The sequence below is a fragment of the Bradyrhizobium sp. 160 genome (assembly GCF_023073735.1).
Classification (GTDB): Bacteria; Pseudomonadota; Alphaproteobacteria; order Rhizobiales; family Xanthobacteraceae; genus Bradyrhizobium.
The window spans coordinates 281,935-294,628 of the sequence record NZ_JADPKD010000028.1 but is presented as its reverse complement, the minus strand read 5'-3'; the positions used below and the strand labels follow the sequence as shown (position 1 = coordinate 294,628).

Here is a 12,694-nt window from a genome sequence, read left to right as displayed (position 1 = left end):
TTCCGGGTCAAGACAGGCCATCATGGAAGCGAAGTTTCAGACCTTTCTCATCCTGCTGGCCGTGCTGGCAGGCGTGGCGCTGACCGCGCGCCGCTTCAACGTCGCCCCTGCCATCCTGCTGATGCTGGCCGGCGTCGGCCTCGCCTTCGTGCCGGGCATGCCGTCAGTGGAATTGCCGCCGGAGCTGGTGCTGCTGATGGTGCTGCCACCGCTGATCTACTCGGCAAGCGTCGCCATGAGCTGGCGCGAGTTCAGGAAGAATTTGCGCCCGATCGTGCTGCTCGCGGTCGGCGCGGTGATTTTCACTGCGGCAATGGTGGCGGCCGCCACGCATTACATGATCGGCCTGCCCTGGACCGTTGCCTTCCTGTTGGGGGCCATCGTCGCGCCGCCCGACGTGGTGGCGCCGCTCGCCATCGCACGCCGGCTGCACATGCCGCGGCGAATCCTGGTCGTGCTCGAGGGCGAAGGGCTCGCCAACGACGCCACCGCGCTGATCCTCTACCGCTTTGCGCTCGCGGCAATCATGGTCGGCCATTTCTCGCTGCCACTGGCGGCCGGCGAATTCCTCCTCATCATCGCCGGCGAGATCGCCTTCGGCATCGGCGTGGGATGGCTTTCCCTGCGTCTCCGCAAATGGTCGGGGGATCCGCAGGTCGAGCTCACGCTGTCGCTGATCACGCCTTACGTCTCCTATTGGCTGCCCGAGCATGTTGGCGGCTCCGGGGTGATCGCGACGGTCGCCTGCGGCCTTTATGTGAGCTGGAACGGCCCGCTGCTGATTTCTTCCGCGACGCGCCTGCAGGGCATCTTCTTCTGGGACCTCGTGATCTATTTGATCGAAGGCCTCTTGTTCCTGCTCACCGGCTTTCAGATGCGCGCGCTGTACGAGAAGTCGAAGGCCTTTCCGCTCGACGACATCGTGATCGCGACCGCCGTGGTCCTGGTGATCGTCGTCATTGCGCGCTTCGCCTGGCTCTATCCCGCGACCTATCTGCCGCGGATGTTCAGCAAATCGCTGCGCGAGCGCGATCCGTCGCCGCCGTGGCAATGGGTATTTACGCTCGCCTTCACCGGCGTCCGCGGCGCGGTGTCGCTGGCGGCTGCGCTGGCGCTGCCGTTCTCCCTGCCGAGTGGCGAGGCGTTCCCATATCGCGACCTGATCCTGTTCGTCGCTTTCGGCGTCATCTTCATCACCCTGATCGGTGTCGGCCTGACGCTGCCGCCGGTGGTGCGCTGGCTCGGCGTCGCCGAGGCTGGCCGCAACGAGCATGTCAGCGAGCATGAGGCCGAGATCGCCGCGCGTCGTCAGGCTCTCGAGGCAGCACTGAAATCGCTCGACGCGCTGACCGCGGAGAAGGAGGTATCCGACGAGGTGATGCGGCTCCTGCGTGCTCGCCACGAGATCCGCACCAGCCAGCTTCCGGATTTGCTCGATCCTACGCACCACGACGTCTCCGCCGCCGGCATCGCATTGACCCGGGAGCTGATCGTCGCCGAGCGCAAATTCATCCACGACCTGCTGCGCGACGGCCAGATCACCGACGAGACAAGGCGAAGGATCGAGCGGGATCTTGACCTGGAGGAGGCGAGCCTGGCCAACAGGGAGTATCGGGGCGCGCCGCTGTAGCTTCCCGCCGTCATTGCGAGCGCACCGAAGCAATCCAGAATCTGTCCACCGCGGCAGCCTGGACTGCCTCGCTGCGCTGGCAATAACAGCTGTTTGAACGACCAGGCAGTCTATCGCCTCTCACAGAACTCCCTCATCGCGACCGCAACGGCCCCCGCGACCGCGTCCTGCCGCTCCGACGAATTCATCTCCATCTCCTCGTCGCGGTTGATGATCGAGCCCGCCTCGAGCAGCACCGCGGCGCTTCTCGTCCGCGAGAGCACGACGAGCCCGTCATAGCGGTAGACGCCGACGTCCTTGTCGAGCAGCTGGCGCCGATAGCGGCCCATCACCGGAAGCGTGTATTGCCTCGCATAGTGCAGACCTTGCTCTTTCAGCTGCCTGCCGATCATCCGTGCCAGCAACAGGCTGGTGGCGAAGTGCGGATTCTGGTGCGATACGAACAGCGAATGGCCCGAAAAGCGATCGCTGAAATAGCTGTTTGCGCCGTCGAATTCCCAGGTCTCGAGCAGCTTGTCCGGCACCGAATCGTGATGGACCGACAGGAACAGATCGGCCCGGCCGTCATTCGCGGCACTGACGCGCTTGAACAGGCTCGCTCTCGCCTTACCGTTCGTGACGAGCAGGCGGGTTGCGGCAAAGCCTTCGGATTTGAGTCTTGCGGTGATGAGACTTGCGAGACGCAAGTTGAAGCCGAACTCCGGATCATTGCGCGCGCTCAACGCGCCGTAGGCGTCCGGGGTGTGCCCGACATCCACGACGATGCGGAATTTCGCCATCTCGCATTTGGCGGCCGGCGACAGCTTCGGCCTGGGTCTCGCGATCTTTCGCGTAGCAGCAGCCTCGCCGACGTCGACAAGCGCGAGCGGCGACAGCAGGATCGATGCGATGAGCCCGGCGATGATGCTGCGCGACTGCCCCAAGCTCTACTCCGCTGCCGCGATCCGCGGGCGGCCAACGAAGCCCGCGACATCACCGAAACGTTCCAGCATCACCGCGGGCAGGTCCTTGGTCTTGCTGGTGACGCAGGCGCCGGAGCGCACCGCGTAGCGATCCTGGTGCGCCGCCTGCGGCGGCGGCTCGCCGTGCTGGAGCGCCCGCGCCAGATCCATGACGGTTTTGCGGAAATGCATGATGCCGAGATCGGTCGGGCCGAGATGCTCGCGGGTGCGGTCGGCGATCGGCCCCTGGCTGTCCTGCACGGCAGCGTCCTGCTCGGAGACGCCCTTGATGCCGGTGTAGCTCCTGGTCTTCTGGAACTTGCGGTCGATCAAATAGTCATTGCCCTTGTGGCGGAGCGGCACGTAATTGTCGTCGACCTCCGCGATCACGCCATTGCCGCGATCAAAAGCGTCGCACTCGGCTTGCGTCAACGGACGCTCCGGATTCCAGGCATAGGTGTAGATCCAGCAATTGGTGTCGGTCACAGGCACGAAAGTCTGGCCAAAGATATTCTCGCCCGGCATCGCGCTCGGCGCATAGGCGTGGAATGGCATCAGGAATTGCGCGATGCGCCAGTAGATGTTGTCGCCGCCGGTCAGCCGGCCACCGGCGATGGTCAGCCCCGCCTCGTGGGGGCTGACTTTGATGACTGGGCGCGGATCCTCGGCGATCCAGCGCATATGGTCCGTGTTCACGCGGGTGAGCGGATTCACAAAATGCTTCTTGATATCCAGAATCTCGTTCTCTTCCTTGTCGAAGGAGAGATGGGCGAAGGTGAAATGCGCGGTGTCGATCGAGCCTTCGAGCGCCTGCACCCAGTTGCAATCCTGCCACTTCCTGCTGACATAGCGATGCGAGGCCGGCAGCAGCGCCATCTCGAGATCGGGCAGCTCGGGCATCGCTTCGGCCGGGCCCATATAGGCCCAGATCATCTCGCCCCATTCGCGGACCGGATAGGATTTGATGCGGATGAGATCCTTGGCATTGAGATCGGGATAGGAGGTCGGCATGTCGACGCAACGTCCGTCGGTGTCGAATTTCCAGCCGTGATAGACGCAGCGGATGCCGCATTCCTCATTGCGCCCGAGCCAGAGATTGGCGCCGCGATGCGGGCAATATTGGTCGATGAGACCGACGACGCCGCGTGAGTCGCGAAAGGCGAGCAGCTCCTCTCCCAGCACGATGATCTTCTTCGGCTCGCCTTCGGGTTCGGGCAATTCTTCCGAGAGCAGGACAGGAATCCAGAAGCGGCGCAGCAGCTCGCCCATGCCTGTCCCCGGGCCCGACTCGGTCAGGAACTTGTTGTCCTCGGCGCGGAGCATGGAAAGTCCTCCCGATTTGTTTTTTGGGAAGATTGGCGCGGGAGTGGAAGGACGTCAACGCAAGAACAGCTTCGTAGGGTGGGTTAGCGCAGCGTAACCCACCTCTGTGTCACCGCCGTGGAGTTGGCGGATTACGCTTCGCTAATCCGCCCTACGCCAGTTTAAACCGGCCGCTCACCCTTCACCGTCACCCGCGTCCCCGAGCGCGTATGCGGCCAGTAATCCCACATCGCGCGGTGCTGGGTGCAGCGGTTGTCCCAAAAGGCGATGGCGTTCTCGGTCCAGCGGAAGCGGCACTGGAACAGCGGATTCTCGGCGTGCTGATAGAGGTAGGCGAGCATAGCGTCGCTCTCGTCGCGCGGGATGCCGTTGATGTGGCGGGTGAAGCCGCGGTTGACATAGAGCGCCTTCTTGCTGGTGACCGGATGCGTTCGCACCACGGGATGCTCCGCGTGCGGATAAGAGGGGCGGTCCGCGACGCCGTAATTGGCGTAGAGTCCACGATAAATCGGCTCGCCGTCATGCAGCGCAGTGAGCCCGTCGAGATAGGTCTTCATGCGATCCGACAGCGCCTCATAAGCTGCATACATGTTGGCGAACAGCGTGTCGCCCCCGCGCGGCGGACATTGCTTGATGTAGAGGATCGAGCCCATCGGCGGCTCGAGATCGCAGGACACATCCGAATGCCAACCCTCGCCATTGGCCCGTGGCGAGTTCTTGTCGGCGTAGATCTTCATCAGTGCCGGGTCTTCATCCTCATGCGGCGCGGCGGGATGAAAATGCAGCTCGCCGAACTTGCGGCCGAAGGCGAGATGCTGTTTTGGCGTGATGTGCTGATCGCGAAAGAAGATCACGAGGTTTTCGGCGAGCGCCCGATGGATCTCATCCATCTGCCGGTTGGAGCGGGTGTCGCCCTCGACGAGCCTGCCGATGTCGACGCCGGAGATTTCCGCGCCGATGATCGGGGTGAGCTTTTCAACCGCGATGGTCTCGTAGGGAGCGCCGTCTTCGGCGGTGTGGCGATAGCGCGGACCCTGCTTGCCGGCGAGTGAGCTCATGGCGTGTCTCCCGATCGTTTGATTGGGAGCATGGTAGCCCGGATGGAGCGCAGCGCAATCCGGGAACGATCAGCCTGCGTAAAACCCCGGATTTCGCAATGCTCCATCCGGGCTACACGCGCGCCGCAAGCAAACAGCGGAGTAAAACTACTCCGCCGCTGTCACCGGCACCTTGGCGCCTTGGCCGTAGCGCTGCTCGATATAGTCGATCACCAGCGCCTTGAAGTCGGCGGAGATCGTCGGGCCGCGCAACGTGCGGAACTTCTTGCCGTCGACGAACACGGGCGCGGCCGGGGCCTCGCCGGTGCCGGGCAGCGAGATGCCGATATTGGCGTGCTTGGACTCGCCGGGGCCGTTGACGATGCAGCCCATCACCGCGACGTTGAGCTCTTCCACGCCGGGATATTTCGTCTTCCAGGTCGGCATCTCGTCCCGAATGAAATCCTGGATCGAGCGGGCCAGCTCCTGGAACGTGGTCGAGGTTGTGCGGCCGCAGCCGGGGCAGGCCGCAACCAGCGGCACAAAGGTGCGGAAGCCCATGGTCTGGAGCAGCTCCTGGCCGACCTGCACCTCACGGGTGCGGTCGCCGCCGGGCTCCGGCGTCAGCGAGATGCGGATGGTGTCGCCGATGCCCTGCTGCAAGAGAATGCCGAGCGCGGCTGAGGACGCCACGATGCCCTTCGAGCCCATGCCGGCTTCGGTCAGCCCGAGATGGATGGCATAGTCGGAACGTCTGGCGAGATCCTGGTAGACCGCGATGAGATCCTGCACCGCCGAGACCTTGGCGGACAGGATGATGCGGTTCTTCGGCATGCCGAGCTCTTCGGCGCGCGCGGCCGACAACAGCGCCGACTGCACCATGGCCTCGCGCGTCACCGCGCGCACGTCGCGCGGATTGGCCGAAGCCGCGTTCTCGTCCATCAGCCTGGTCAGCAGTTCCTGGTCCAGCGAGCCCCAATTGGCGCCGATGCGCACCGGCTTGTTGTTCTTGTTGGCGATCTCGATGATGTCGGCGAACTGGGTGTCGCGCTTGTCCTTGAAGCCGACATTGCCGGGATTGATGCGGTATTTGGCGAGCGCCTCGGCGCAGGCCGGATAAGCCGCGAGCAGCTTGTGACCGATATAGTGGAAGTCGCCGATCAAGGGCGTGGTAATGCCGCGCTTGAGCAGGCCGTCGCGGATGTGCGGAACGGCGGCGGCAGCCTCCTCGCGGTCCACGGTGATGCGGACCATTTCTGAGCCGGCGCGCGCGAGCGCTGCGACCTGGGCAATGGTGCCGTCGATGTCGGCGGTGTCGGTGTTGGTCATCGACTGCACGACGATCGGCGCACCGCCGCCCACCGAGACGTCGCCGACTTTGACCTGGGTGGTTTGGTGCCGGGGCGCGGGGCCCGCGATGTCGGAATCGAGAGGGTTTTCGAGCTTGTTCATGGGGTCCAAATATCAGGTTTTGGTGACGTTCAGCAATGCATCGCGCGGCGCCGCAGCCGATGAGCTGGGACGGTTAACCAGAAAAAGCCCAGCAATTACAAGGACCGCGGCGGCTCCGAATGTCAGGCTTAGGGCGTCGTGCATGATGAAATAGCTACCGACCACGCCAAACAAAGGGGTGATGAAGGTAAAAGCCGACAATTTGCTGGCCGAATACGTCTTCACCAGCGCGAACCAAAGCGTGAACGTGGTTCCAACCACCCAGATTGCCTGGAAGGCCATGAGGGCGAGGGACAGGGGCGCAGGCGTATGCGTGACGGATTCGCCAAACAGCCAGGCTGCCAGCCCGAGGATCGGGATCGAAGTCGCGACCTGATAGCCCAGCGCCTTTTCGGGCGCGGCGAAGCGCAGCCGCGTGCCCTTGGCGACCAGCGTGGTTGCCGCCCACAGCGCCGCGCCGCCGACGATCATGAGGTCACCGAGCAACACCTTGGCATCGACATCCGGCTGCGGCACGCCGATGGCGAGCGCGACGCCGGCAAAGCTCACCGCCAGTCCCAGCCATTGCGTGCCGCCAAGCCGTTCGCCGAGCACCTGATAGGAGCCGAGCGCGACGAAGAACGGCGCGGTGTAGAGGAAGACGACCGCCCGAGAGGCCGGTGTGAAGCGCAGGCCCTGGAAGATCAGAACGAACTCGATGCCGAACATCAATCCGGCGATCACGCCGGGCTTCCAGGTGCCGTCACGTTCGAAGAAATTGACGCCACGAAGAGTGCCGATGATGAACAGCACCGGCAGCGCGCCCATCGAGCGGATCGTGGCCTGGAGCATCGGCGGGATATCCGGCAACACCAGCTTCACCGCAATCTGGTTGAAGCCCCAGGTCAGGCACAGCATCAGCATCAGGGCAATGGCGCCGGCGCTCAGCGGGCGACCGGCGGAGGATATAACTTGTGGTGAGGACATCTCTTCCCGACTACCGGCGTTGTGCCGTTGTTACTTTAGGCAGCTTTCTGACAATGGGTGCAGACGCCCGTGATCTCCACCACGGACAATTTGGGAGCGAAGCCTGAGCTGCGCGCAGCGGCATTGAGCTCCTTTGCGAAGGAGGCCGACGGGATCTCGCCGACCAGGCCACAGCGCTCGCAGATCAGGAACGCCACCGCCGAGGTCGCGTCGTGGTCATGGGCGGCGCAGGCCAAATAGGCGTTGCGGCTCTCGATGCGATGCACGAGGCCGTTGGCCATCAGAAAATCGAGAGCACGATAGACCGTGATCGGCGCTGGTCGCGCCATCGACTTGGCGAGTTCGTCGATCACCTCATAGGCGCCAAGCGGGCGGTGGCTGGAGAGCAGCGCCCCGAGCACCTGACGGCGGATCGGCGTGAATTTCTGCGCGCGCTGCTCGCAGACCTGTTCGGCATGCGCCAGCGCATCCGCAGTGCAGCGGTCGTGATCGTGATCGGGCGCGGGAAATGCCGTCTTTGCGAGGGTCATGCGGGACGCGTTCTAGCATTTTGCTGATGGAACCCAAAGCGCGACCGGCAGCGCGGCTGCCAGCCATGCTCTTGGAGCGGGACGGCCTCCCGCTAATCCGCCATGAAATAATCATAAGCTTGCTTATTATATTCTAGGCTTATTGGAGACGAAGCTCATGACCCGAGGGTCGGTCGATCAGAATTTCCTGTTCACGCTGGGTGAGCTCTACCGCCTGTTGCGTGTCTATGCCGATAAGGAGGCGTCCCGTTTCGGCATCACCCGCGCGCAATGGGCCGTGCTGTCCAAAGTCGAGCGCAGCGAGGGCATGAAGCAATCGGAGCTCGCCGAGCTCCTCGAGATGCAGCCGATCACGCTGACGCGCCTGATCGACAAGCTCTGCGAGAATGACTGGATCGAGCGCCGCAGCGACGCCTCGGACCGCCGCGTCAAGCGCCTGTATCTGAAGAAGGCGGGCCGGACGTTGCTTGGCCGGATGAGCGGGCTGAAGTCCGAAATCACCGCCAACGCGCTCGACGGCATCAACGCGGCCGATGCCCACCGCCTCCTCACCCAGCTCGAAACGATCAAGGAAAACGTGCGGACCGCGATCCAGACATCCGGAGCGGAACAAGCACGCAAGGAGCAGCGCTATGGCTGATCAGGTTCTCAAGTTCCAGCCCGAGCAGAAGATCGACGGCGGCAAGCCCACAAAGAAGGCCGGCACGGATCCGCGCCGCCGCCTGGCGGCGGGCCTGCGCCGCTACCGCCGCTTCCTCCTCCTGGTCGTCCTGCCGGTCACCGTCGTCATCGGGGGCATCACCTTCTATCTCCATGGCGGCCGCTATGTCGGCACCGACGACGCATATGTCGGTGCGCAGAAGGTGCTGGTGACGCCCGACATCTCGGGCAAGATTCAGAAGGTGATCGTGAGAGAAGGACAATCCGTCAAGCAGGGCGACGAACTGTTCGAGATCGACCCCGTTCCGTTCCGCCACGCAGTGGATGAAGCCAAGGCGCAGCTCGCGCAGGCCCGCACGACCTATGAGAACCTCGTCGCCAATATCAAGATCTACGGCGACATGCTCAACCTTGCCCAGCAGGGCGTCGACCTGAAGCAACGCGATGTCGAGCGCAAGCAGGCGCTGGTGAAGAACAATTACGGCTCGCAGCTCGATCTCGACAACGCTGCCAACGCGCTGGTGACCGCAGGCGCACAGGCGCAATACATCAAGCAGCAGCTCTCCAACGCCAAGACGCAATTGCTGGGCGATCCCGCATTGCCGCTGGAGCAGTTCCCGCCTTACGCGCAGGCGAAAGCCAAGCTGGACGACGCCCAGCGCAACCTCGACCACACCGTCCTGCGCGCGCCGATGGACGGCGTGGCCACGCAAGTGGAACAGATCCAGCTCGGCCGCTACGTCGCCGCCGGCACGCCGGTGTTCTCCATCATCGACGTCGCCCGTCCCTGGGTCGATGCCAATCCGAAGGAGAGCGATCTCACCTACGTCACCGAAGGACAGCCCGTCACGCTCGAGGTCGACGCGTTTCCGAACCACCTTTTCAAGGGCAAGATCGGGTCGCTCTCGCCCGGCACCGGCGCGCAATTCGCGATCCTGCCGCCGCAGAACGCCACCGGCAATTTCGTCAAGGTGGTGCAGCGCGTGCCGATCCGGATCTACTTCGACGAGACCGACAAATACGTGCGGAAACTGAAGGCCGGCATGAGCGTCTACGCCACCATCGACACCGGCCATCGACGCTCGCTCGCCGGCCTGTTTGGCCTGTCGGCGACCGCGAGCCAGGACAAAGACTAAAGCACGATGCATGAGGCTCGATTGGCGCTGCGACGGAGGTGCGCTCCCTCTCCCGCTTGCGGGAGAGGGTTGGGGAGAGGGTGTCTCAACAACGAAGACTCGCCAGGAGGAAAAAGCCCTCACCCGCGCCTTCGGCGCGACCTCTCCCGCAAGCGGGAGAGGTGAACGCGCCGCGGCAATCGATTCGACCTACGCCATTCCGCTTTAAACTAACAAGACAAAGATTGATCCGATGTCCGGCCCCAATGCCAGTCTGATGGTCCCCGGCCTGCGCCGGAACATGGTGACGATCTGCGCCATGACCGCGACCATCATGCAGGCGCTGGACACCACCATCGCCAATGTTGCGTTGCCCTACATGCAAGGCACGCTGTCGGCCTCGCAGGATCAGATCAACTGGGTGCTGACCTCCTACATCGTCGCTGCCGCGATCATGACGGCGCCGGTGGGCTGGATCGCCAACCGCTTCGGCCGCAAGCGCATCTTCATCATCTGCTCGGCGGGCTTCACCATGGCGTCGGTGTTGTGCGGTCTCGCGCAGGACATCAACCAGATGGTGCTGTTCCGCCTGCTGCAAGGCGTGTTCGGCGCCGCCCTGGTGCCGCTGTCACAGTCGGTGATGCTCGACTACTACACGCTCCAGGAACGCGCCAAGGCGATGTCGATCTGGGGCATGGGCGTGATGATGGGCCCGATCATGGGCCCCTCGCTGGGCGCCTGGCTCACCGAGACCTATTCCTGGCACTGGGTGTTCTTCGTCAACCTGCCGTTCGGCGCCATCACCGTGCTCGGCCTGATCGTCTTCATGGACGAGACCCGGAAGGATTTCAGCCTCAAGTTCGACTGGTTCGGTTTCGCCGCGCTGGCGATCGCGATCGGCGCACTTCAGCTTGCGCTCGACCGCGGCGAGCAGCTGGGCTGGCTTGAGTCGAGCGAGATCCTGGCGGAATTCATCGTCTCCGCTGTCGCCTTTTACTTCTTCCACGCGCACTCCTTCACGACATCGACGCCGTTCATCCGCTTCGCGCTGTTTCGGGATCGCAACTTCGTCACCGGCTGCGTGTTCATGGTCGTGATGGGGCTCGTGCTGTTCTCGACCATGGCGCTGGCTTCGCCCTACATGCAGAACGTGATCGGCTATCCCATCATCACCGCCGGCCTGCTGCTGGCGAGCCGCGGCATCGGCACCTTCTTCGCCATGATGCTGGTCGGCCGCATGATGCGTTATATCGAGGCCCGCACGCTGATCATCGCAGGCCTCACGCTGACCGCGGGCTCGCTGTTCCAGATGACCGGCTGGACCGATCTGACCCAGGTACCGGAGATCGTCACGGTCAGCGTCATCCAGGGCTTCGGCTTCGGCCTTGTCTTCGTGCCGCTCTCGACCGTGGCGTTCCTGACGCTGTCGAACGAGCTGCGTACCGACGGCACCGCGATGCTGACCCTGATGCGCAACGTCGCAAGCTCAGTCGGCATCTCCGTCGTGATCGCCCAGCTGACGCAGGGAACGCGGCGGACTTATGCGATTCTCTCCGAGCACATCAACCCGTTCAACCACGCGCTCCAGATGCCCAGCGTCAGCGGCATGATCAATCTTTCCACGGATGCCGGCCGCGCCATGGCCGACAGGATGGTCAGCGTGCAGGCGCAGATCATCGCTTTCGCGCACGATTACCAGCTGGTGATGGTCTTCATCCTCTGCACCATCCCGCTCGCTTTGCTGATCGGCTCCACCAAGGCCACACTGCGCAAGCAGGCCGCCGGGCCGGAGCATGCGGTGATGGAATAGAGGCCTCGCGACCACCTTCGTCATTGCGAGCGTAGCGAAGCAAATCCAGACTGTATCTGCGGAGGCAGTCTGGATTGCTTCGTCGCAAGGGCTCCTCGCAATGACGGCTTGCTGCACGAGCGCGCTACAACAACTCCTCGCACCCGAGATCCTCGACCGCCATCATCACCCGCTCCAGGTTATTCCACCAGATCAGCGGCGGGATGTTGATGCTCCATTGCCAGACCGGCTTGGTGATGTGCCAGAGCACCGACCGACGATAGTCCTGATCGAGCGCGCCGCGCGTGTAACCAGTGACACCGTGCTGTATCAGCGTCTCGTGATAGAGGTTGAGCAGGGGCCGCTCGAGTGCCTGCCGGCGGTCCGGATACCATTGCGTCGCCATCATGTAGGCGAGGTCACCGGTCGGCACGTTGATGCGCCACTGGTCGAAATCGAAGATGCGAACGGTGTTGGCAACGCCTGTGCGCGGCAACAGAAAATTCCAGGTATGGGCGTCGCCATGAGCGATGGTGACATGCCGGCGCGAATGATAACGCTCGAACAACCGTTCCGACTGCTCGATGAAGCGGCGGAAGAGAATGCGGCGCTCCTCGCTGAGGCGGTCGCCGAGCAGATCGGCGAAACGATCGTAGTGACCAGCGAAGGTCGCCATCAGCTTCGCACTGTCGTCGGTGCTCATCCAGGTGCCGATAGTATCGCCGAAGCTATCGTGGTCCCACCACGCCGCGTGCCAGCGCGCGAGTGTCGTCACGATCGCCGTTGCTTGCTCTCGCGACGGCGGCAGCGGCCATTGAGTTGCAACCTCATGGCTGTCGGTGAGGTCCTCGAGCAGGTGATGCCAGGTGAGGCCGTCCTCGTCAAAATGTCCGTCGAAGCAGCGCGGCACGAGACCCCGCGGCGTTTCTGGCTCAAGCTGCGTGTAGAACGCGACTTCGTTCCGGCCGCTATTTGCGAGCGACTTGGCGAAGCCTGCATGCGCGGTCTTCAGGATCAGCGACTGTGGGGCGCCAGCGGACTCCCCAACATAGCGCAAACCGAGACGCACGATATGCGACACGATGGTGTCGCGCTGATGCAGCACCTTCACCTCACGCACGGCACCGGCGTCCAGCGCGCCGGCCCTGCGCAGCGCGGCCGTGAGGTAAGCGGGCTCGGCAACCGCCGGCAGTTGCGCATTCGTCATGAAAACCACGATGCCCCTGTGCCGCGCCATACTGCACGATCACA

General features: G+C 63.5%; 11 protein-coding genes. 4 read left to right on the top strand and 7 right to left on the bottom strand.

Annotation, left to right across the window (positions count from 1 at the left end):
• Nucleotides 1-22: 22 nt before the first annotated feature.
• Nucleotides 23-1,630 (top strand): Na+/H+ antiporter, encoded by a 1,608-nt coding sequence (locus IVA98_RS10980; RefSeq protein WP_247303675.1) that lies wholly within the window; start codon nucleotides 23-25, stop codon nucleotides 1,628-1,630.
• A gap of 110 nt (nucleotides 1,631-1,740) precedes the next feature.
• Here the strand turns inward: IVA98_RS10980 and IVA98_RS10975 are convergent, their stop codons facing one another.
• From IVA98_RS10975 to IVA98_RS10950, 6 genes are all read right to left on the bottom strand, one after another.
• Nucleotides 1,741-2,553 (bottom strand): N-acetylmuramoyl-L-alanine amidase, encoded by an 813-nt coding sequence (locus IVA98_RS10975; protein ID WP_247335633.1) that lies wholly within the window; start codon nucleotides 2,551-2,553, stop codon nucleotides 1,741-1,743.
• A gap of 3 nt (nucleotides 2,554-2,556) precedes the next feature.
• Nucleotides 2,557-3,894 carry a Rieske 2Fe-2S domain-containing protein gene (locus tag IVA98_RS10970; protein ID WP_247354843.1) on the bottom strand — a complete coding sequence of 446 codons (1,338 nt, stop codon included), beginning with the start codon at nucleotides 3,892-3,894 and terminating at the stop codon, nucleotides 2,557-2,559.
• A gap of 161 nt (nucleotides 3,895-4,055) precedes the next feature.
• Nucleotides 4,056-4,952, bottom strand: a complete 897-nt coding sequence (locus tag IVA98_RS10965; RefSeq protein WP_247303678.1) for a TauD/TfdA dioxygenase family protein — start codon at nucleotides 4,950-4,952, stop codon at nucleotides 4,056-4,058.
• 147 nt (nucleotides 4,953-5,099) lie between these two features.
• Entirely contained in the window at nucleotides 5,100-6,383 is a 1,284-nt protein-coding gene (ispG, locus tag IVA98_RS10960; RefSeq protein ID WP_247335631.1) for a flavodoxin-dependent (E)-4-hydroxy-3-methylbut-2-enyl-diphosphate synthase, read from the bottom strand.
• 12 nt (nucleotides 6,384-6,395) lie between these two features.
• The gene (locus tag IVA98_RS10955) at nucleotides 6,396-7,349 is read right to left on the bottom strand and encodes a DMT family transporter (protein WP_247354842.1); all 954 of its coding nucleotides are present in this window, start codon (nucleotides 7,347-7,349) and stop codon (nucleotides 6,396-6,398) included.
• A gap of 35 nt (nucleotides 7,350-7,384) precedes the next feature.
• Nucleotides 7,385-7,879, bottom strand: coding sequence for a Fur family transcriptional regulator (locus IVA98_RS10950; RefSeq protein ID WP_247303681.1), 495 nt, complete (start codon nucleotides 7,877-7,879; stop codon nucleotides 7,385-7,387).
• A gap of 157 nt (nucleotides 7,880-8,036) precedes the next feature.
• Between IVA98_RS10950 and IVA98_RS10945 the strand changes: the two genes are divergently transcribed.
• The 3 genes from IVA98_RS10945 to IVA98_RS10935 all read left to right on the top strand — a co-directional run bounded on the left by IVA98_RS10945 (nucleotide 8,037) and on the right by IVA98_RS10935 (nucleotide 11,464).
• Nucleotides 8,037-8,519, top strand: a complete 483-nt coding sequence (locus IVA98_RS10945; protein WP_247303682.1) for a MarR family winged helix-turn-helix transcriptional regulator — start codon at nucleotides 8,037-8,039, stop codon at nucleotides 8,517-8,519.
• Entirely contained in the window at nucleotides 8,512-9,675 is a 1,164-nt protein-coding gene (locus tag IVA98_RS10940) for an HlyD family secretion protein (protein ID WP_247335629.1), read from the top strand. The genes IVA98_RS10945 and IVA98_RS10940 overlap by 8 nt, the downstream gene beginning before the upstream one ends.
• Nucleotides 9,676-9,907: 232 nt before the next feature.
• Complete coding sequence (locus tag IVA98_RS10935; protein ID WP_247303685.1) at nucleotides 9,908-11,464, top strand: MDR family MFS transporter; 1,557 nt, start codon at nucleotides 9,908-9,910, stop codon at nucleotides 11,462-11,464.
• A gap of 124 nt (nucleotides 11,465-11,588) precedes the next feature.
• Here the strand turns inward: IVA98_RS10935 and IVA98_RS10930 are convergent, their stop codons facing one another.
• Nucleotides 11,589-12,680 carry a phosphotransferase gene (locus IVA98_RS10930; RefSeq protein WP_247303687.1) on the bottom strand — a complete coding sequence of 364 codons (1,092 nt, stop codon included), beginning with the start codon at nucleotides 12,678-12,680 and terminating at the stop codon, nucleotides 11,589-11,591.
• Between the last annotated feature and the right edge of the window lie 14 nt (nucleotides 12,681-12,694).